Annotated in this window: 19 protein-coding genes and 1 pseudogene; 5 read left to right on the top strand and 15 right to left on the bottom strand. The window is 34.1% G+C overall.

Going from position 1 to position 21,583, the window contains the following annotated elements; genetic code table 11:
* Window positions 1–40: 40 nt before the first annotated feature.
* The 4 genes from Q0K80_RS04565 to Q0K80_RS04550 all read right to left on the bottom strand — a co-directional run bounded on the left by Q0K80_RS04565 (window position 41) and on the right by Q0K80_RS04550 (window position 4,952).
* On the bottom strand, window positions 41–1,129 hold the full coding sequence (locus tag Q0K80_RS04565; RefSeq protein ID WP_294603688.1) for a PTS sugar transporter subunit IIC: 1,089 nt from the start codon (window positions 1,127–1,129) through the stop codon (window positions 41–43).
* A 241-nt stretch (window positions 1,130–1,370) separates the two neighbouring features.
* Window positions 1,371–2,753 carry an MFS transporter gene (locus tag Q0K80_RS04560; protein WP_294603686.1) on the bottom strand — a complete coding sequence of 461 codons (1,383 nt, stop codon included), beginning with the start codon at window positions 2,751–2,753 and terminating at the stop codon, window positions 1,371–1,373.
* A 143-nt stretch (window positions 2,754–2,896) separates the two neighbouring features.
* Window positions 2,897–4,246, bottom strand: coding sequence for a glucose-6-phosphate isomerase (locus Q0K80_RS04555; RefSeq protein WP_294603680.1), 1,350 nt, complete (start codon window positions 4,244–4,246; stop codon window positions 2,897–2,899).
* Window positions 4,247–4,325: 79 nt separating this feature from the next.
* On the bottom strand, window positions 4,326–4,952 hold the full coding sequence (locus tag Q0K80_RS04550) for a VanZ family protein (RefSeq protein WP_294603678.1): 627 nt from the start codon (window positions 4,950–4,952) through the stop codon (window positions 4,326–4,328).
* A gap of 141 nt (window positions 4,953–5,093) precedes the next feature.
* On the opposite strand from Q0K80_RS04550, the pseudogene Q0K80_RS04545 reads away from it, so the two are divergent.
* Both Q0K80_RS04545 and Q0K80_RS04540 read left to right on the top strand, forming a co-directional pair.
* Window positions 5,094–7,284, top strand: a pseudogene (locus Q0K80_RS04545) (LTA synthase family protein).
* A gap of 26 nt (window positions 7,285–7,310) precedes the next feature.
* Window positions 7,311–8,177 carry an SPFH domain-containing protein gene (locus Q0K80_RS04540; protein WP_294603676.1) on the top strand — a complete coding sequence of 289 codons (867 nt, stop codon included), beginning with the start codon at window positions 7,311–7,313 and terminating at the stop codon, window positions 8,175–8,177.
* Window positions 8,178–8,222: 45 nt separating this feature from the next.
* On the opposite strand, the gene Q0K80_RS04535 is transcribed toward Q0K80_RS04540, so the two are convergent.
* From Q0K80_RS04535 to glpK, 6 genes are all read right to left on the bottom strand, one after another.
* Window positions 8,223–9,674: a HAMP domain-containing sensor histidine kinase gene (locus Q0K80_RS04535; protein ID WP_294603675.1), complete on the bottom strand. Its 1,452-nt coding sequence runs from the start codon at window positions 9,672–9,674 to the stop codon at window positions 8,223–8,225.
* A gap of 8 nt (window positions 9,675–9,682) precedes the next feature.
* Complete coding sequence (locus tag Q0K80_RS04530) at window positions 9,683–10,402, bottom strand: response regulator transcription factor (protein ID WP_294603674.1); 720 nt, start codon at window positions 10,400–10,402, stop codon at window positions 9,683–9,685.
* The gene (locus Q0K80_RS04525; RefSeq protein ID WP_294603672.1) at window positions 10,399–10,794 is read right to left on the bottom strand and encodes an SdpI family protein; all 396 of its coding nucleotides are present in this window, start codon (window positions 10,792–10,794) and stop codon (window positions 10,399–10,401) included. The genes Q0K80_RS04530 and Q0K80_RS04525 overlap by 4 nt, the downstream gene beginning before the upstream one ends.
* Window positions 10,795–10,809: 15 nt before the next feature.
* The gene (gene manA, locus Q0K80_RS04520; protein ID WP_294603671.1) at window positions 10,810–11,772 is read right to left on the bottom strand and encodes a mannose-6-phosphate isomerase, class I; all 963 of its coding nucleotides are present in this window, start codon (window positions 11,770–11,772) and stop codon (window positions 10,810–10,812) included.
* 227 nt (window positions 11,773–11,999) lie between these two features.
* A complete protein-coding gene (locus Q0K80_RS04515; protein ID WP_294603669.1) occupies window positions 12,000–13,742 on the bottom strand; it encodes an FAD-dependent oxidoreductase in 1,743 nt (580 codons plus the stop codon).
* Window positions 13,743–13,777: 35 nt separating this feature from the next.
* Entirely contained in the window at window positions 13,778–15,292 is a 1,515-nt protein-coding gene (glpK, locus tag Q0K80_RS04510) for a glycerol kinase GlpK (protein ID WP_294603668.1), read from the bottom strand.
* Between the two features lie 145 nt (window positions 15,293–15,437).
* Between glpK and Q0K80_RS04505 the strand changes: the two genes are divergently transcribed.
* Window positions 15,438–16,316, top strand: a complete 879-nt coding sequence (locus tag Q0K80_RS04505) for a LysR family transcriptional regulator (RefSeq protein ID WP_294603666.1) — start codon at window positions 15,438–15,440, stop codon at window positions 16,314–16,316.
* A 19-nt stretch (window positions 16,317–16,335) separates the two neighbouring features.
* Here the strand turns inward: Q0K80_RS04505 and Q0K80_RS04500 are convergent, their stop codons facing one another.
* The 5 genes from Q0K80_RS04500 to Q0K80_RS04480 form a co-directional block, all read right to left on the bottom strand.
* A complete protein-coding gene (locus Q0K80_RS04500) occupies window positions 16,336–17,538 on the bottom strand; it encodes an MFS transporter (RefSeq protein ID WP_294603665.1) in 1,203 nt (400 codons plus the stop codon).
* A gap of 292 nt (window positions 17,539–17,830) precedes the next feature.
* Window positions 17,831–18,040, bottom strand: a complete 210-nt coding sequence (locus tag Q0K80_RS04495) for a hypothetical protein (RefSeq protein WP_294603663.1) — start codon at window positions 18,038–18,040, stop codon at window positions 17,831–17,833.
* Window positions 18,041–18,817: 777 nt separating this feature from the next.
* Window positions 18,818–19,087 carry a hypothetical protein gene (locus Q0K80_RS04490; protein ID WP_294603662.1) on the bottom strand — a complete coding sequence of 90 codons (270 nt, stop codon included), beginning with the start codon at window positions 19,085–19,087 and terminating at the stop codon, window positions 18,818–18,820.
* A 204-nt stretch (window positions 19,088–19,291) separates the two neighbouring features.
* Window positions 19,292–19,483 (bottom strand): hypothetical protein, encoded by a 192-nt coding sequence (locus Q0K80_RS04485; RefSeq protein WP_294603660.1) that lies wholly within the window; start codon window positions 19,481–19,483, stop codon window positions 19,292–19,294.
* Between the two features lie 737 nt (window positions 19,484–20,220).
* Window positions 20,221–20,505 carry a hypothetical protein gene (locus Q0K80_RS04480; RefSeq protein ID WP_294603659.1) on the bottom strand — a complete coding sequence of 95 codons (285 nt, stop codon included), beginning with the start codon at window positions 20,503–20,505 and terminating at the stop codon, window positions 20,221–20,223.
* Window positions 20,506–20,641: 136 nt separating this feature from the next.
* On the opposite strand from Q0K80_RS04480, the gene Q0K80_RS04475 reads away from it, so the two are divergent.
* Together Q0K80_RS04475 and Q0K80_RS04470 are read left to right on the top strand one after the other, a co-directional pair.
* Window positions 20,642–20,950 (top strand): hypothetical protein, encoded by a 309-nt coding sequence (locus tag Q0K80_RS04475; protein WP_294603657.1) that lies wholly within the window; start codon window positions 20,642–20,644, stop codon window positions 20,948–20,950.
* Window positions 20,951–21,044: 94 nt separating this feature from the next.
* Window positions 21,045–21,446 (top strand): tyrosine-type recombinase/integrase, encoded by a 402-nt coding sequence (locus Q0K80_RS04470; RefSeq protein WP_365935098.1) that lies wholly within the window; start codon window positions 21,045–21,047, stop codon window positions 21,444–21,446.
* Window positions 21,447–21,583: the final 137 nt, after the last annotated feature.

Here is a 21,583-nt window from a genome sequence, read left to right as displayed (position 1 = left end):
TGATGTAAGTAAGGTATTGTATTTTTAATGACAGAAATAATTATTCGCCTAAATAGGCAAAGGCAACTTTTTCATCATAAAGATGAAATACTTTTTCAAAAAGAAAGCGGCAAATCATTGCTACTACAACCGGAAAAACTATCCAGACAATTAGCGCCATTACAATATTAATGCTTGCTTTACCAGCGTCTAATGAGGCAAGAGGCCCAACTAAGCCAACAAGACCGAAACCAGCAGAAGCTGGTGTGCCACTAACATGGAATAAAGCCACTGGAATAGCAGAAAGAGCTGCAGTAATTAAGTTTGGCAAAACAATAATTGGATATCTAAAAAGATTAGGCATCATCATTTTCATTGCTCCTAGTGCTATGGCCATAGTAACTCCAGATTTATTAGTGCGCCAAGAATGAACTACTAATACCAAAGTGGTGGCCGCCACTCCCATCGCAGCTGCTCCCGCGGAAATACCATTTAACTGAATAGCCATACCAATAGCAACAGTTGATATTGGAGAAATGATTAGGACTGCAAACATACAGGAAATTAAAATACACATTAATATTGGTTGTAAATTGGTAAAAGAGTTAATTACAGTGCCAAGCCAAGTTGTAATTTTACTGACATAGGGCAAAATCAAAATACCAATTAGGCCAGCTCCACCACCCACAAAAATCGGTGCGCCAATGATTTTGACGGAGCCGAAATGTTGTCCAACTAATAGCAAAAGTCCCACAGCCACACCTGCTGTAATCATCGTATTAATCAGATCACCTGTTCCTGCAGATACAAAAACACCTTGAGCTTTAGTTGCAGGATTAACAATTTGTGGCACAAACTTGGTTACTCCGGAACCAACATATGCGGCAGCTCCTACAATAGCAACGTCGAGTGGCTCCATTTTAAATTGAATCGCAATTAGCGCACCAATCAATAGTGGCGTAGCACATTGAAAGATCAAAAGTGCTTGATTAATAGTTGCAGTCACAGGATTTTGTCCAAATAACTTTAAAATTGCGCTGACAACTGCATTTGGAATAAGTCCCACAATAATTCCGGTTGCAGTTCCAGCTAAAATCTTATTAAGAAAAGTTTTCACTGTTAATTTATTGGTATTGGTTGTATCAGCCATATTTATACTCCTTTAATTAAATAGTTCTTAAGTATACTTCATCAACAAAACAATTTGTGACAAAATCAAAATATGCTGATTGCTAATTCGCCTCATTGCTTTTTCACCCCTTAAAATTAATTATTAAGTATTTTATCATTTTATTTAAAAATGTACACAAAAATGTTAACTTTTTTTAATGCTAATAATATTAAAAAAATAACTCCATTTTATTGCAAATGAAGTTACAAAATAATTTATCTTATTTTTTCTCAAGTCTAAATAGATTCAGATAACTTAGTAAAATTATGACACTGACAAATGTTAGAAATAGAAACGCTTCTTGACTACCCTGCGCAGTGAGTGCAGCATAATTGCCCGGTCTTTTTTGCCAAGAAGAAATAATGGCTGCCATTACTGTCGTCCCCATTGACCCGGCATATTGTTGGCCAGTTTGAAAGACTGCGGTAGCATCTGTATGCAACTCTTCAGGCTGCAGTTTTGACGCTTCAGCCATTGTATTATTAAAAGCCATTTGGCGACCAATAATCATAATACCGTAAAAGATTCCGACCATCACTGTACTAATTTTTAAGCTGAAAGCCGCAAAAAGCAGACATGCTGTTAAACAAAATATTGTTCCAGTTAATAAAGGTAACGGTGCACCCTTTTTATCATAAATACGTCCAAACCAGGGATTTAAGATACCACTAATAATACATCCCGGAAGTAAAACTAAACCGCCAACAAGAGAACTGGCATGATTAACAATCTGCACGTAGTTAGGAACGGCAAAACTGGTGCCAATATTGATAAACTGTAATAACAGATAGGAAATCATAGCAAAAATAAAGGGTTTATTTTTGAAAATACTCAGGTTTATTAATTTCTTCTTACTTGAACGTGAAAGTTTAATAAATACGTATACTAAAATCGCCACTACTACCATGCTAAGCCAAAAGCCAATATCTGTTAACCCATTACTAATGCGATTAAAGCCTAAGTTAAAAATAATCATTGCACTGGCAATAACGATATAGCTTAACCAATCAAAACTGGGATGCTTTTTCTCATGGTATTGTTCTACAACAAATAATCCCAAGATCATGATGATTACTGCAATTACAGCTACAATTTCAAAAATTAGAGGCCAGCCAAAATAGTAAACCACAGTGCCACCAAAGGTAGGTCCCAAAGATGGTGCAAGTATAATAACTAAGCCTGTTAGCCCCATGTAAAAGCCCCATTTTTCTTGCGGCATTAGTTCAACAACCATGTTAAACATCAATGGAATTGAAAGACCAGCACCGATTGACGAAATTAAGCGACCTGCGAGTAAAACCCAAAAATTAGTCGCAAAACCTGCTACAACCGATCCGGCAATAAAAGCAATTGCAGCAGTTAAAAATAATTGTCTCGCGGAAAAACGGTCATTCAAATATGAACTCGCAACCATAATTACAGAAATTGTCAGTAAGTACCCAGTTGTAGTCCATTGGACTAACCCCAAACCTATATGAAATTGCTTCATTAGCGTTGGAAAAGTAACATTTAAGCTAGTTTCAGTTAGTATTGAAACAAAAGCCATTAAAGCACAACTAATAATCGCCAAAACCCGTTTGGGTGTCTCTCTTTTTTTTCCCATATATTTCTCCTTAATAAAAAAGGGTTAAAAGTCATAAACTTTTACCCTTTCCATTATGATTAAATATCATTATATATGATGTACAGGATGATCTTTATATATTTATGTTAATCTTATTTAAAAGAAGTTTCAATAAATAATAATTAGTTTTCCTGTTTAAATCTATTTGCTAGGTCATCATGTAATTCTTCATAACCAGGCTTGTTAAGTAAACCAAACATATTACGCTTATATTCTTCAACACCTGGTTGGTTGAATGGATTAATGCCATTGACATAACCAGAAACAGCAATGGCCAACTCAAAGAAGTAAATTAAGTAGCCTAAAGTATGTTCAGTTTGATCTGGTATATTAACTGTCATTACCGGTACACCACCATCTGTGTGAGCCAGAACTACGCCTTCATAAGCACGTTCATTAACAAAGTTTAAACTCTTACCGGATAGGAAATTGAGCTGATCTAAATTGCGATCATCAGAAGGAATTTCGACATCATTTGTGGGGCTTTCAACTCTAATAACAGTTTCAAAGAGGTTTCTTCTGCCTTCTTGAATATATTGTCCTAATGAATGAAGATCGGTAGTGAAATTGGCACTTGCTGGCCAAATACCTTTATTATCCTTACCTTCAGACTCACCCATTAATTGTTTACACCATTCACTAAACATTCTTAAAGTTGGTTCATAATTTTCAACTATTTCAGTAGTGTAGCCCTTGCGATACAAAATATTACGCAATGCAGCATATTGATAAGGGTTTGCTTTACTCAAGTCTGTATCGGTGTAATCAGCTCTGGCATCAGCAGCACCTTTCATCAACTGATCAATATCAGCTCCAGAAACAGCTATTGGCAATAGTCCCACAGCCGACAAAACGCTGTAACGACCACCAATATCATCTGGCACAACAAATTTTTCGTAACCTTCAGCGTCTGCCTCAGTCTTCAATGCTCCCTTAGCCTTATCGGTTGTAGCAAAAATTCTAGTCTTAGCTTCTTCAGCACCATATTTTTTAATTAATTTATCTTTAAAAATGCGGAAAGCAACAGCTGGCTCAGTAGTTGTACCAGACTTAGAAATAATATTTACGCTAAAGTCCTTATCGCCGACCCACTCGATTAAGTCATGTAAATATGAGCCGGACAAAGAATTACCACAAAAAACAATGGTAGGATATTTTTCTTTGCCTTTACCGTAAAATGCACTATTCAAAAATTCCACGGCAGCTTGAGCACCTAAATACGAGCCACCTATTCCAATACATACTAAAACTTCAGAATCACTTTGAATCTTTTTAGCTGCTTTTTTAATTCTGGCAAACTCATCCTGATCATAATTAACGGGTAGATCAAGCCAACCTAGAAAATCATTTCCTGCACCTGTGCCATTTTTAAGTTCTTTAGCAGATGCATCAACAATAGCCTGCATTTCACTTAGCTCATTTTCATGAACAAATGGGGTTAATTTGGTGCTATCAAATTTAATTAAACTCATATTTACGCTCTCCTTACTGAATTAAATACTTGTTTCACAAGAACATTTTAGCAATCTTATTTTACAAATGCCAGACCTTTTAGACAGTTTTACGAGACTTTCTCCTAATTAAAATAATGAGCATGTAACCAAAGTAGCCAACTGCTGTGCCGCAACTATTAAAGAAGACATCATCAATATCGGTTACTCCTGTTTCAAGCAAAAATTGCATCCCTTCAATAAAAACTGAAAAAATAATTCCGGCTAATAAAACCCGCCAGAACGTTTGTTTTTTTGGAAAAACAAATGGTGACAAAAAGCCAAAGGGTACAAAACAAAGAACGTTACCTAAAGAATTATAAAAAAAATCAAGCCTGCTTTGAGCGTGATACATCTTCCATGTTTCCCGAAGAAAAACAAAATTAATTTCATTAAGAGGCCTGTGAAGGTTTAAAGTTAAGTTCCAAGGAAAATACGTATTGCGAAAAGTTGTCAACATTAAAACTAAAATCAAGTAAAAAGCAAATAGCCATACTGCTGCTTCTGACTTTACAGTACGTCTGCTTCTAATAGTCATCAGCCAGATTAAGCGCATTACCATAAAAAATAAAAAGTAAAAAAGAGTTTTATCAAGTGCCAACATGATTAGCTTAATCAAAGCAAAATGATTTATTTTGGTCGCATAAAGTTGTGACAGCTGGTTATATATTGGTCCTAAAAATATCATACTTGTTCAGTTCCTATAATAGAGTTCATTTAAATTATACTCAAATTTCCAGTTTAATTATTAAAAAAGGTCTAACTAATCGGAAAAGATTGTCTAAAAGTCCAGAAACTTTTAAAATAGTCTGATAAGGGAGAGTTCATTTTGAATAAAAAAAATCTGACTAATTTCATTCAGACTCGTATAGGCTTTTTTTGCCTTCTGGTTGTTTTATTTACACTAAAATACATTTTTGCTGCCTATCATGATTTCAACTTGGGTATTTCCGACCCCTATCAACATTTTATAATGTGGCTTAGTCCGGTTGGCAGTGCTATTTTACTAATCAGCATTGGACTTTATTTTTCTAAGCCGCTTGTTTCTTATTGTGCCATGCTGCTGCTGGATTTTGCAAATTCAGGATTGCTATTTGCAAATATTCTTTATTACCGTCAATTCTCTGATTTTATTACCGTCAAGACCATAACTAATGCTGGAAAAGTCGCTCCTGGTTTGGGAAAAAGTGCTGTAGCACTACTTCAGCCTTCCGATCTATTATTGTGGCTCGATCTTATCGTTGTAGTTGCATTACTAATCACTCACAAAATAAAAATTGATCAAAAATCTTTTGGGCTTCTTACTCCCTTTGCTGTTACTTCTGTCGGTGCTTTAGTTTTAGTTCTAAATATTTTTCTGGCCGAATCATCCAGACCAAGGTTATTAGGGACAACTTTTGATCGTTCATACATTGTCAAGTACCTCGGTATTAATACTTACACTGTCTACGATGGTATTAAGAATGAACAAACGGAACAGGTAAACAGAAATGCCAATACTGCTGATTTAAACAAAATTTTGACTTATATCCAAAGAAATAAATTGCCTGCAAACCCAGAGTACTTCGGTAAAGAAAAGGGTAAAAATGTTATTATTATCCATCTTGAGAGCTTTCAACAATTTCTGATTGATCTGAAAATTAACGGAAAAGAAGTCACACCTTACCTTAATTCAATTTATCACGACAAACACACTTTAAGTTTTGCAAATTTTTACCATCAAGTCGGTATTGGTCGCACCAGCGATGCGGAGAACATGCTGGAAACTGGTACATATGGTATTTCTGATGGCTCTTTATTTACAGCGATGGGCAGTTCAAACTGCACCACAGATTTTACGTCAACATGGTAACTATACGTCAGCGGTTTTTCATGGTAATGTAGGTACTTTTTGGAACCGCGATGATGTTTATAAAAATCTTGGTTATAATTATTTCTTTGATCAAAATTATTTCAGTCATGATAAAAACGACCATATCGGCTACGGCATTAAAGACAAAATATTGTTTGCTGAAAGTATTAAATATTTAGAAAGAATGCAGCAACCTTTTTACACTAAATTCATTACCGTAACTAATCACACACCGTTTGATATGGATGAAGAAGATTTGGATCCAACTTTTAAAACCAGCGATACTTCAGACAAGTCAATTAACAACTATTTTGAAACAGCCCATTATCTGGATCAATCCATTCGCGAGTTTTTCGATTACTTAAAGAAATCCTGTTTGATAAAAAATACTATGGTAGTGATCTACGGTGATCATTACGGTTTAACTAATTCGGAGAATGAAACTTTAGCGCCGATTGTTGGTGAGAGCTCTGATACCTGGAATGCCTTCAATAACGTACAAATGCAGCGCGTGCCTTTCATGATCCACGCACCCAATCTCAAAGGAAAAATTAAACACGAAGTCGCTGGTGAAATAGATGTTTTGCCAACTATACTTCATCTTTTAGGCATTTCTAACCGTAATTATATTCAATTTGGCCACGATCTGTTAGCTCACAAATATCGTCCATGGGTTGTTTTTAGAAACGGCACTATTGTCAGTCAAAAGTACGTCATTATTGGTGGTAAGGGCCTTAAAGGAGTAGTCTATGACCGTAAAAGCGGCAAACAAATTATCAATTTTACTGAACAAGAAAAATATGAAATAAACGAGTTAGCAAAGGAAGGTAAAAAATCATTAAAATATTCAGACTTATTAAATAATCATAATTTGTTACGATTTTACACCCCCAGCGGTTTTAAACCGGTTGACCCAAATGAGTTTGACTACTTAACTAATTTTAAACAAATGGAAAATATTAGACAGCAGTTAAAAAATAAATCAACTGCACTGATAAGTAAACACCGCAAATCTACTACTGGTTTGTATAAGACAAATGCCATTGAATTAAAGGGACGTGAAGAAGAAATTACTGCCATTCCAGAATCTGTTTCTGGTAATCACTTAACTGAAAAGAAAAATAAATCGAGTAAAAAGGGTAAAAAGTCATATAATAAAGAAAAATAAAAATTTTGAATCTTTGGAGGACTAAAATGCTTTATTTAGTGATTATTTTAATTATTGTAATTTTATTACTATCCTGCTGTCGGGTTGTCCCTCAAAATAATGAAGGTCTAATAGAAACACTGGGGAAGTATTCCAGAACCGTAAAGGCAGGATTAGTACTGATTATTCCAGTAATTCAGAGATTACGCAAGGTCTCACTGGCAATGTTTCCCGCAGAAATTTCCAAATATTCAATTATTACTAAAGATAATGCAGAAATCACCACTAGTCTAACCTTAAACTATTTGGTAACAGACTCTTACAAATATTTTTACAATAACACGGATTCGGTCAAATCTATGGTCGAACTCATTCGGGGACACTTGCGTGACATCATCGGAAGAATGAACTTAAACGACGCCTTAGGCTCAACTAGCAGCATTAACACTCAACTTTCAGAAGCTATTGGCGATTTAACAGACATTTATGGCATTCGGGTAGTTCGGGTCAATATTGATGAACTTCTACCTAGTCCAGAGATTCAAAGAGCAATGGACAAGCAGCTTACTGCAGACCGTGAAAAAATAGCTGCTATTGAAAAAGCAGAAGGTGAAGCTAAAAATATTGAATTAACTACCAAAGCCAAAAATGATGCGCTGATTGCTACAGCAAAGGCCAAAGCTGAGGCTGTTAAAACAGAAGCAGACGCGGAAGCCTACCGCATTAACCAGTTACAATTGACTTTAGCCAAAGCTAGTGATGGTTATTTTAAGAATCAAAGCTTAGACAGTTTCAATAATTTAGCTAAAGGTCCCAATAACCTAATTGTGGTAGGGAAAGATGAATTGACCAATCTTGGTTCAATTCCTGTGACTGCGAAAGTTTGGCACGAAACAACTAAAAATGACAAATAGGTTATACAAATAAAAAATCATTTCCTTTTTTTGGAAATGATTTTTTTACTCTTCAAGATATTGTTCATAACCCTGGTCAAAAAGTACGATAGTAAATTCTGCTCCTTGATTTATTGCAGATTGGACACTAATTTTACCACCATGCTGTTTGACCAAAGAGGAAACAATAGATAATCCTAAACCATATTCTCCTTTACCAGAGCGACTGCGTGAAGGATCAGCCTTAAAGTATCTTTCAAAAACGTATTTAATTTGTTGCTGATTCATTCCGATACCATTATCTTTAATCACAATTACTGTTGCGTGTGCAATTCTATAACCACTAATTTCAATCTTGCCGTTAGCAGTAAACTGAATCGCATTCTGTACCAAATTAACCATTATTTGTGTAAAACGATCCTTATCCGCATACACAGGTAGATTTTTTGGAGCAGTGATAAAGATTGTATCATCAGCCTTAGCAGCATTTTGCTTAAGTTGCATTGTTACATCGTCAAATGTTTTTCTGGCGTTAAAGCGCTTTTTAACTAAATTTATTTGATTATTACGAATTTTTTCATAATCTAAATTTTCATTGACTAAACGAATTAACCGTTTAGTTTCTCTACTCATCAAGGCAATAGACTTGGGCTTAGCTTTATCAGGAATTGCATCATATTGTAAGCCTTCTAAAATACCATTTATGGTAGTCAAAGGTGTGCGCATTTCATGAGCAGCATCAGCCATAAACTGATCACGCCTTTTTTCTTGCTCCTTCACTTCTTGATTTGATTTTTTTAAAGTCCGAACCATCTGATTGAAATTATCAGCCAGTTGAGTTATTTCATCATGACCACTGTAATGTGTCTGCACATTAAAGTCACCTGCTGTAACTTTTTTGGTAGCGATAGATAACTTTTTAATTCTATTAGTTGCATAAAAAGAAAGGATCAAACTGAGTACTAAACCTACTATCATTGCAGAAACTAACGCGTTGAAGAGATTTTGCTTAGCAATTCTAACAGGCCGCTCTACTTGGGCAATTCTGACTCCTAACCACATTGCTCCAATAAATTTGCCTTTATCCTCCCAGGGAAAAAGTACACCAGTACAAGCATCCTTTTTATAGCCTAAGCTGGAGAGTGCTTCGTTATTATTTTTAATACGCAGTTTCTTGCCACTTTTCAATTGTCTCAGACGATGAGGAGTTAGTTTAATTTTGTCATTTTTTTGAGGATAAACCTGTGAACCATGTGCATTAAAAACGCTAAGATAAACCTTGTCACTATGGAGCACAAATTCCAGCTTATTTAAAAATTTAGGATTCAGCATTGCTGATCCAGCCTTTTTATCATTTGTAGCCAAAGTCCCTAATGCCGAAGCAAAGTCTTCCATTCGCCGATAATTATATTCATACGATTGCTGAGTAGTATTATTAATTTCAGAAAAACCGATTATTGATACCGTAGTAATAATGATTAGTAAAAAACTAAGCATATGCTGATAAATCAACTTCATAATAAAGCCTACGAATCATCAAATTTATAACCAACACCCCAAACGGTTTGGATGACATTTGCACCTACTTTTTCCATTTTTTGGCGTAGCTTCTTAATATGTGCATCCACGGTGCGCTCTTCACCATAATAATTATAACCCCAAACAGATTCTAATAATTGTTCACGAGAAAATACCTGCTTTGGCTTCTGGGCCATGGTATATAACAAATCAAATTCTTTCGGTGTAATATTTTGTACATGTTTATTATCATATAACACTTCACGTCTACTTGTAGAAATTTTTATATGATTAGTTACCACATCAAATTTTTCTCCGGATTCTGCTGCCTTGGTTTGTTCCTGCTTATCATCAATTCTGATTCTGCGTTGCAAGGCCTTAATACGTGCGATTAGCGCCAAAGGGCTAAATGGTTTAGATACATAGTCGTCGGCACCAGCATTAAATCCTTGAATTTGTTCTTCTTCACTGCTGCGCGCAGTAAGCATAATTATTGGAATTGATGGTGTGATTGCACAAACTTCTTTAGCAACTTCTATGCCATCTTTTTTAGGCAAATTGAGGTCTAAAGTGATTAAATCATATTGATCAGGATTCTTAGCAAACATTTTAACGGCTTGTTCCCCATCAGTGGCAACATCCATGGACCATCCTTCTTTTTCGAAAAACATACCCATCATTTCTGCAACCGACTGATCATCCTCGACCATTAAAATTTTCAGTTTCATTTTCTGTCCCTAAATCCTTTTGTTCTCTCCTTTTTTACTTTGTCAGGGTCTATATAATCTGCCGGCAATTCATGACGATTTAGCAAAAATTTTTTAAGACTTTTTTCAGTAGCCATGATTGGAAAGATAATGAAAAGATAAAATGTCAGCAGCCAAAGTAAAAAGTAACGATCCCATTTAAGTAAATGGATTCCAACTCCTAATAATAATTGAATTAAACCAAATATAATAAAATAACCACCTGCTTTATGCTGAGCAAATTTAAAACTTGCTTTATTAACTGTGGCTAAGTATGAATAATATCCGTAAAACGGCCAAGGTCTTTTTGGAGGCGAAATGAGCCACAATAGCCCAACTACTACCATAATTGAGCCACAAGCTATATAGATCATATTTTATGATTCTCCTTAATTGTTAGGCGTAGAAATAACCAACTTCATATTACCTGTGAAAGTAAATTTCTTAATATTATTAGGAATTATCAGATTTGTTCCAATTGATAGGTCATATGATTTATTTTTGATTTGAAGTGTACCAGTTCCCTTAATGATTGTTACTAATAAGTAAGGGTGACTATTTAAACCAGTGCTCCATTGCCCAGCTAAATCTATTTGCCATAAATAAAAATGAGGTGAAACAGGTGGTGCAACCAAAGTTTTAATAGTAGCATCCTGCACGTGATCTATTTTAATATCCAGTTTAGGGTCAACATGTGGGACCTGAGTAACAGCGATTGATTTTTTGGTATGCAATTCGCGTTTCTTACCGGTTTTTTGGTCAACACGATCATAGTCATACAACCTGTACGTCACATCACTAGACTGTTGGGTTTCAATAACTAGTATTCCCTTAGTAAGCGCATGGATTGTTCCTGAAGGGACATAAAAGAAATCACCAGCTTTTACTGGTACTTTACGTAAAAGCTTATCCCATTCTCCTTTTTCTATCATTTCAGCCAGTTCTGCGCGAGTTTTGGCAGTATGCCCATAAATAAGATATGATCCAGGATCAGCCTGCAAAACATACCAGCTTTCAGTTTTTCCACTATCATTTTCTACTTTCCGAGCAAACTCATCATTGGGATGAACTTGAACAGACAAATTATCGTTTGCATCCAAGAACTTAACAAGCAGCGGAAATTCTTTACTTTCAGGATTGCCAAATAGCGTCGGATTTTCTTGATAAACCTGACGCAGACTTTGCCCTTTAAATTGACCATTGATTACCGTAGAAGCATCTTCTTTATAGCCGGAAATTACCCAAGCTTCTCCTACCTTGCCATCTGGGATATTATAATTAAAGATTGTTTTTAATTTACGTCCACCCCAAATTTTTGGTCTGAAATAAGGAGTAAGAAAAATTGGCTCCATTTTAATCACCTCCCTAATAGTTTAATCTTTTAAGATGTAAATTTAAAACTATTTTTTCAAATATGACAACATTTATTATTGTTATAATAATACTTTTTCATATTCCTTGCTCACACAAAATAATTTAATTGTAATAGTGTGTTCAAAAGGACCAAGAAAAAGCCCGTCAGTTTATTTTGACGGGCTTTTTAGGGAATAATTTACTACTATTTCTATTTGCTAATCTATTATTTTTCACTCTTTAATTTATCTAGTCTTGATTGTGCTATTTCTTGATCTAACTCATGTTCATATTGAGTCTTTTGCTCTTTATCCCAGCCATAGTAATCAGACATGTGGTTAACGACACCTTCTCTAACTTGGCTTAAAGTGTCACTCTTGAATAAAATATGATAAGTACGCCTTAAAAGATAGTCAACAGGTGTCAAGGTCATTTCTTCAGCTAATGAATAATCAAGGGCAGCTGTTTCGCCAAGACTTAATCCTGCAGCGGGCTTAATCGTCTTGGCATAGTCATAAATTTGTTCTGCTTGTGAACCAAATAAGTTGGCAATTTCCTTGGCATCATCAGCTGTAATACCGGCTGCTACACCATCTTTAGCAATCCGAGCAAGTTCTTCTTCTGCATGATCCGAATCAAAATCACCACCTGCAACTTTAATTTCAGCAGAATCTTGTAAAGTAAAGTTCTTAGAAAACTTGTCATGAAGCTTTTGCTGTATTTTCTTCATGGCCCCATTAGCCATAATACGATAATCTGTTAATTTACCACCAGCTAGAGTAATTAAGCCATCCTCAGCTTCAGTTAATGAACTACCGCGAGATACAGCAGACGGTGCTGAAGTACTGTCAGAGACACTGGCACCAGTTGCTGCATCTGCTGCTTCATTACCTTCAACTTCAACTTCAATTAATGGACGGACTCCAGCCCAGCTGGCTTCAATATCGTTAATAGTTAAATGAGCTGAAGGATACTTCTTATTAATAATATTTAACAAATAATCGACGTCGCTTTTTTCAACAGTAGGATGAGCATAATCGCCGGTAAAATCAGTATCGGTAGTGCCAAAATAGGTTTTGCCTTCTCTTGGAATAGTAAAAATCATGCGGCCATCTGCTGTACCTGAACCAAAGTAAGTTGGTTGCGGCACAGTCAAGCGTGATTGGTCAACTACTAAGTGAACACCCTTTGTAGGACGCAGACGCGGCTTTTTATAAACTGCTTTGTCTTCCTGTCTTACTAAATCGGACCAAGGACCAGAGGTGTTAATAACTACATCCGAATGAATTTCAAATTCTTCACCGGTTAAGTTATCATGGACGCGTACCCCGTTAACCTCCTTTTGATCATTATGTAAAATCGCAATACATTTCAGTCGACTAACAGCCAAACACCCTAATTCATGTGCCTTTTTGACGTTTTCTACTACTAAGCGTGAATCATTATTTTGGTAGTCAAGGTAAACGCCTGCGCCTTGTAGATTTTCGCTGTTTAATTGTGGCTCACGTTTTAACGTTTCTGCTTTATCCATAGTATAGTTGGCATACTTAATTAAAGGAGAGTCACCCTCGATTCCAGCTAAATGATCATATAGATCCATTGCTACCTTGACCGAAAACATGGTAAAGGTTGTTCCTGGTTCATCATAAATTGGTAAAATCATAGGATCAGGCCTAGTCATATGAGGTGCAATATGCTGAACTATTGCACGTTCCTTGACTGTATCAGAAACTACTTGGACGTCAAAAGTCTTAAGATACCTAATACCACCATGAACTAACCTGGTTGAACGAGATGAAGTTCCGCCACCAAAGTCCTGCATATCGATTAAACCGATTTTCATCTTAGCTGCACTAGCTTGCAATGCAACGCCAGCTCCAGTAATACCGCCACCGATAACCAGTAAATCTAATTTTTCATTTTTTAAACGTTCAATTTCTTCCTGTCTGGTTTTAATTGAAAACGTCATGGTATAACCTCTTTCTTTTAAATAAAATCTGGTAACTAATTCTTCTGGTAAGGTTTGTATGAAAAACTTTGAGCAGCTTTAACAGCTGATTTCCATCCTTCGTATAGATGGTCTCTTTCAGCGCCACTCATTTGAGGTTTAAATATTTTGCCTACTTTTTGAATTTTCTTTATTTCTTCAAAATCTTTCCAATAACCTATAGCCAAACCAGCAAGAAAAGCAGCACCTAAAGCGGTTGTTTCAAGATTAGCAGCACGCTCTATTTCAATTCCTAAAATGTCTGCCTGAAATTGCATTAGATAATCGTTATTAGCAGCACCCCCATCGACTTTTAATTTAGGAATTTCAATTCTGGTATCTTCATGCATAGTATCAATAACATCGCGACTTTGATAAGCCAAAGATTGTAAAGTTGCTTTGGTAAAATCATCACTTGTTGTTCCGCGAGTCAAACCAAAGACGGCACCTCTAACATTGGAATCCCAATATGGTGCACCTAAACCGGTAAATGCTGGAACGACAAAAACTTCATTGTTGTCCTTAGAACGTTTTGCAGCTTCTTCTGATTGAGGAGCATCATCAATAATGCCCAATTGATCACGCAACCACTGAATAGCAGAACCGGCAACGTAAATGCTACCTTCTAAAGCATAATTTACTTTGCCATTGATGCCATATGCCACAGTCGTTAACAAGTTATTTGCCGAGAATTTTGGCTTTTCACCCGTATTCATAACAGTGAACGCACCTGTACCATAAGTATTTTTAACCATTCCTGGTTCAAAAGCTAATTGGCCAAACAGAGCCGATTGCTGGTCACCCGCCATCCCGGCAATTGGTACTTCACTACCATAAAAGTGATATTCAGCAGTAGTACCATAAATTTCAGAATTGGAACGAATTTCAGGTAAAATTTTTCTTGGAATATTTAATAATTTAAGTATCTCATCATCCCAATCAAGTTTGGTAATATTAAAAAGCATTGTCCGGCTGGCATTAGTGTAATCAGTAACATGAACTTTGCCGCCAGTCAGTTTCCAAACGAGCCATGAATCGATGGTGCCAAATAATAATTCACCATTTTCTGCACGCTCCTGTGCTCCAGGAACATGATCAAGTATCCAGCGAATCTTAGTTGCTGAGAAATATGCATCAGGAATCAAACCAGTTTTTTCATGAATCATATCTGAATATCCATCAGCAATGATTTTATCAGCAATATCTGAAGTTTGCCGTGATTGCCAGACAATTGCGTGGTAAATTGGCAAACCTGTTTTCTTATCCCAAATTACAGTCGTTTCACGCTGGTTAGTAATACCAATAGCCGCAATCCGATTGGGCTTAATTCCTGAATTAATAAACGAATTGGCAATTGTCGATAAAACTGAATTCCAAATTTCGTTAGCATCATGTTCTACCCAACCAGGTTTGGGAAAATATTGATTAAACTCTTTCCGTGAATCAATTACTTTTTTACCAGAATGGTCTAAAATAATTGCACGTGTACTTGTAGTACCTTCATCAATTGCTAAAATATACTTTTCAGCCATTATACTTTCTCCTTTTTAGTTATAGAACTAATTTAGTAAAGGTAACTGTTGTTACATCTCAATTTTACCCTCGCTTTTTAGTAAGCGCTAACATATAATGGTGATAACTTATTAGATAAAGTTATAAGTAAAAGGATAAAATGTGATGAAATATAGCCTATTAGCATATAAATATTTTATAGATGTTGTAGAAACAGAAGGATTTACTCCGGCCGCTAAGAGAAATTTTGTTTCTCAAACCGCTATTAGTAATGCAATAAAAAATTTAGAGGAAGATCTAGGCGTCCAACTGATTGATCGTTCAACTTCCCATTTTAAAGTTACTTTAGCAGGTATGAATTTATATCACTATGCAGTGCCAGTACTTAAGAAATATTATGAATTTAATGAAAAAATTAATCAGTTAAATGATTCATTTCAAACGTTGAGAATACATTATTTGCATGGTTTTGATTATTGGGCTGTTAGCTTAGCGCGATTACTTACAAAAAACAATTCAAGCTTACAATTACAATTAGATACCGAAAATTTTGCTACTAGTATACCGAAACTTGATGCAGAGGATTACGATGTGCTGATTGGTTTCTCAACAGCGGTAAGTAAAATTAAGAATATTCATGTTAAGAAAATCGGAACTGCCAATTTTGGGATTTTACTGAGCAAAAAAGCTGTTAATCAAGATGGTAGGCTAAAAAGGAATGTTATAAAAAAGCAGCCCCTTTTCTTGCAAAAATGGACTGCCACAGATAAGAATGATGTACAAACGAAAATTAAAAATATTTTGGAAAAAAAGAATATTCACTATGACCAAATTATTTATTTAAACAGTTTCGACGCTGCTTTATCCAATGTCGTTTTAGATTATGGCATGTCTATCTATCCTAATGAACTGCCATTACCAACAATTTATGCTAAATATGTTACTTTCTTACCAAACTTACCTAAATTAAAATATGATGTTGTAGCAATTTATAAGAATCCAGCTATTTATAATATTTTAGACCATTGCTTGCCTAAAAAATAAGTTTTGCACTATTTTGCAATTAGTGTAACTTTTCTAGCTTCCCTAATTTACTCAAACCAGTAACTAGGGAAATAAATACAGAAAGAAGCATGCAAACAGAAGCTACAACAAAGATGGAGTGAACTTCTGCTTTAATTAAGAAACCACTAATTAATGACATAATGGGCCCAATTATTCGGGTAAGTGATGTAGAAATTGATGTTATTGTTCCTTTAAATTGAGGCGGTGTTTCTGCTTGAATAATGGTAAAAAAGTTTGCTTGTGACCAAACACAACCAAAGGACACTATGGCATAACCAAAGGTAACCCAAAAGAAAGACTGAACATTTAGCATTATCATAAAGCCGACCATTATTAGAAGTCCAATCATAATCATCTGTGTACCAAGTTTCATATTCTTGTTGATACGCAAGTAAACGAAATTGCCAATAATGCTAGCAACTGCAGCTACTGTGTAAAAAACACTCACTAAGTTAACTGAAACTTTCATTTCCTGTTTTAATAAAAACGTTAACATCGGAACGACTGTTTGAAAGCCAACATTAGCAACAAAAAAACTTGCAATTAGCCATTTAATGTCATGATGAGCAAACAAAAAGGAAATCCCCTTTTTAGCACTATTGTTAAAGGAACTTTCTTTTTTCATTGCCCCATTTTCTGTTTGTAAAGGTTCATAGTCTTTAATAACATAAGTTAAATAGCCAAAACTTAAAGCATCTAATAAAAAACCACCAATATAATCGATCAAATTAATAATGACAGCTGCAATGCCTGGGCCAAAAGTTTTTTGCACAGACGAGATTAAACCAACTTGGCCCGAAACAGATGATAATTCTTCTTTTTTTACCGATTCTGCAATAAATATCTGGTAGCCTGTCCAAGTGATTAAGTCGAAACTGCCAAGTAGGAAAACAACCAATAGCAGCCAATATATTGATATGTTTCTTATAACCAAAAACGGTGCAATTATAATTAGCACCATTTGCATAATCAGAGAAAAAAGCATGATTTTTTTACGAGAATACATGTCAAAAATTGGTCCAATTGTTAGTCCAAATAATGCTGTCGGCAAATATTCGACTGACGTTAACAGTCCCATTATTATTGAGGAATGTGTTCTCGACAACATCAAAAGTGGAATTGCAAAAGTATAAAATTGATCGCCAAGTCCTGAAATAGCATAACCTATTAGTAACTTGGACTTTTGTGTTAATTTTTTCATTGTGACATTTTTTGCTCATTCAAACTATGTGTACTTTATTATAGTGCACAAAAAAGCATTAGATAAAGCAAATTTCAAAGTGATTTAGTCTTTAAATATTCTGAATATCCTATATATACAAATTTATTTTTAATTTCGACCTTTTTAGTGATTATAATTTGCTTCTTGCCATTATTAGAATTCTAAGAACAATAACAACAAGTGAACAGATTAAAATGATAGTCCATGCTATATTCTTTCTCATTTTTCCTCCACTATTTTCTATAGCTTGATACTCCAGATCTTTTTAATGCTAAATTTCACGAGCACTCAAAATATCCGAGATTTTAATTTCATTTTCAACAGAACCTCCAAGAAAAGTTAATTCTGGTTCGTCATCAACTTCATTCAATATATCCTGAACAAAAATTTCCTTCTTTTGACCATTTTTCAACGTAAATTCAACATTGCGACCATAAAAATATTTTCCTAACTCTTGCAATGTCATTTTATGTGGATCCATTTCTTCAACTTTCTAGTCATCAAACAACTTTTATATAATTTCGTAGGGTCGATAATGAAATAACTTAAATAACTTTCCATTTTAAAACTGTTTTGTGAAAGTTTATCTGTTTTAAGCACGAAACATAATTGAAACGTAGTTAGATATTGCTTATAAATCACCATTTTTGAATGCTCAATGAAAAATAAATAGTTCTTATTTTTCATTTCTTTTATTTTATACTAGTTACTTGTCAGCTAACACAAGGAATTAAGATATTCATTTTTACTTCTTGGTCTTTTTCCGCCACTCTTTTATCATAATACGCTATTGATTCCTTTGTCTATATAGTTAATTAGCATTTTTGCTACACAATTAATTGTTTCATAATAATTCAAAAAACTTTCTTTTGTTATATTCACTAAGCAAATTGTTCAAAACAAGTGACTATTAAAGCTAAGTTAAATGTTAAATAGTAGGCAGATGTTTGATTTTTTATTGTTTTTATATTAAAAAAAACAGTCGTACTATAAAAATTAATGAATAAATCGTAGCCTAGTAAAAAAACATAGAAGTTTATAATTCCTACTAGAAAAATAAAAATTCCAGTTTAATTCTTTTTTACCATACAAAAGCAAAAACACTATGAATGCTTTATTAATATATTTATAACTCTATAATCTATCTGTTCATAAAGATTAAATAAATAAAATTATGCAGATAAAAGAGTTTCCTAATTTGGGGGTTATTTCTCTATATGTTACTCTTTATATTAACTATAAAATATTATTTTTTAAATTACCAATATGTATTAGTCATACTATGCCACAAATCTTTCATTTTTTCATCACCAATTTTATAATTTAAAAAATCATTAGCATTTGTAAACTTAACCAAAAATTCTGACATACCTTCATCATTACAAACAAGTTGCAAGTTAGATGATAGATCAGGAGCATCTTGATCTGGTTCTAATAACCAATTTCGACCATTTAGTGTGAATTCAATTTCACACCTCATTTCAAGCGCTTCTTTGAGTTGCTCTAAGCTGCTAAAGCCATCATTCATCTATGTTCCATCTCCTTAAATCATCTAGTTCATTCTTAGTTAGTTTTATACCGTTATGTCTTATTAGCTTTATTTTACCACCTTTTTTATCCCATTTAGTATCCAAATATGCCAATGTGGTACAATCTTGTGAATTTTAGAAATTCCATGATCAGTTAATTCTAAATCTTTAGCAATATCAGCACAATTACACCTTGAACTTTTTCAGCTACAACACTTTTTTACACCAGTTAAATCAAAGAAATTTGAAACAGCTTGGACATCAATACCCTTTTCACCATATCTTATTCTTTTGAGATATAGAGCATAAGCAATACCTATCGTCACCCTTAATGGCATCTTTCTGATCAACTTTTGCAGCATTTTAATATTTTTATTATTTTTTCGTATCCTCATTATTTTCACTATCTTCGGTTTCAGTCTGACTATCATCATATTGTACAGAATTATCAGTTTTGTTGTCATTAGTCGTAGTTTCACTATCCTGTTTAATTAGTATGTACCGCTTTCATTACTAGTGGCTTGATCAGTGTCACTAAATGAAACAACAACACCTAATCCTAAAAAATCACTAACATAAATACTTAATATTGCCACCTCTTTTTTAAAGGCTTTTCTGTTGATTCAGACTTTTAAAATTTATGTTCATAATACAACATGTAGATGATAGGAAGAAAAAGCATAAGTCTAACACTTCTACAATAAAAATCCATTGTTTCATCTCCTTACTATGGTAGTATCTTCACCATCCCTAGTAAATTCTCCACTAGCCTTAACATTTTCTGCAATTTTTTCACTGTAGCGTCATCTGAAAATTTATTAGTTTGATTCGTTATACTAGTTTCAGTTATAGCTGGATTATCTTCAATAGCTGCAAATGCATTGGTTGTAATTATTGTCATAGTTACTCCAAACAGACTAGCGGCTGCAAGAGAAACACTTACTTTTTTCTATGCAAATGAACAATTTAGCTATTTGTTTAAATCAAATTAATAAATACACTTGAAAAGCAAAAAAAGCCATAACGAATGTGATTTACTACGACTTTTATTAATCTTTCTACTATACTTTTTGGTTTAAACCAGCATAATTTTCATCAAGAATCTATTCACAAATATCGCCTTTTTAGCCTATCACTTTACCGCAGTAGTTTGTTCAACAACTATTATCTTTTCTTTTAGTTTAGGGTAGTATAAATATGATTTCTTGTTTGTGATTAAAATTGTACCATTAGCACCATTTTTAGGTTCCAATACATATGCATTATCACTGGATTTTTTAAAAACTCCATGATTGAACTCCTTACCCTGAAAATAAAGTCGATAATCATCTGCTCGTTTTACAGCGAAACCAATGCTTACTTTATCTGACCGACCTGTATTATTAGAAAAAACTTCAATGATTGATATGCCCCCCAAATTTTGGGTATTATTATGGCTAAATTATCTAAGCAAGACAAAATTGAAATCTTTAATCTTTGTCAAAACTATCAGGCTGGAACCATTGGATTGAGTCGCCACTATCAGGTTAATCCGTCTACTATTTAATTATCTCTTGGCTCTCATTAATCGTCATGGTACAGCTATTCTTGACCGACCGCATACAAGCTATTCAATTACGTTTAAGGAGCAGGCCATTAGACGGGTGCTGGTTAAAAACGAAGCGATTTATCAAGTGGCACTCGACCTGGTACTAAAAAATAATCCTATTAACCTGATTATAATGCCGAAAATGACTTCTCATCCGAGAAGAAATGTAGAGCATAATGTATATAGTCACCAAAAATTAACTGAATTTTTAATTACAGCCAAAAAATATAATATTAGAGCATATACTTATTTTAAAATACTTTCTTCTACATAGCTTAGAAAATCAGAAGCTTTGGCCCTCACGTGGAAAGATATAGATTTAGATCATAATTTATTATCCGTAAAACGAATATTAGCAATTGGATTGAATAACCAAACTATTATCCAGCCTCCCAAGAGTAAAATGTGAAAAAAGAGTTTTACCAATTTCAAATAATCTAAAAAAAGCTTTAATCGAATATAAGCAGTCAGAAAAAATACTGTCAAACAAACTTTTTCATACTCTTAGAGGAACATATTACCCGATAAGTAAGCCAGTAAAGTGGTTAAATGCAATTTATAAAAGTAATCCAGATTTACGTAGAATTACTATACATAGATTTAGACATACTTTTGCTACTTTATTAATTAGTGAAACAGATGTAAAGCCTAAAACAGTACAAATGTTATTAGGACACGAAGATATAAAAATGACATTAGACATTTACAAACATATCAATGAAAAGAATAAAGAAGATGCCGTTAAATCTATTAAAGAATTAAATATTTAACTTTTTATTTTTTTATTCTTTTATGCCGTGCAAAAGTAAAATAAAGCCCTATGAATGCTTTATTCATAGGGCTTTATTAATATATTTATGGAGGTGAGGGGTTTCAAGTGCTATAAAAATAGAAAAAAATAGGATTA

Origin of the sequence: uncultured Lactobacillus sp. (assembly GCF_945290125.1) — a bacterium.
Lineage (GTDB): Bacteria > Bacillota > Bacilli > Lactobacillales > Lactobacillaceae > Lactobacillus > Lactobacillus rizhaonensis.
Note: the sequence above shows the minus strand (reverse complement) of the source record. Positions and strands in the feature narration are given on the sequence as shown.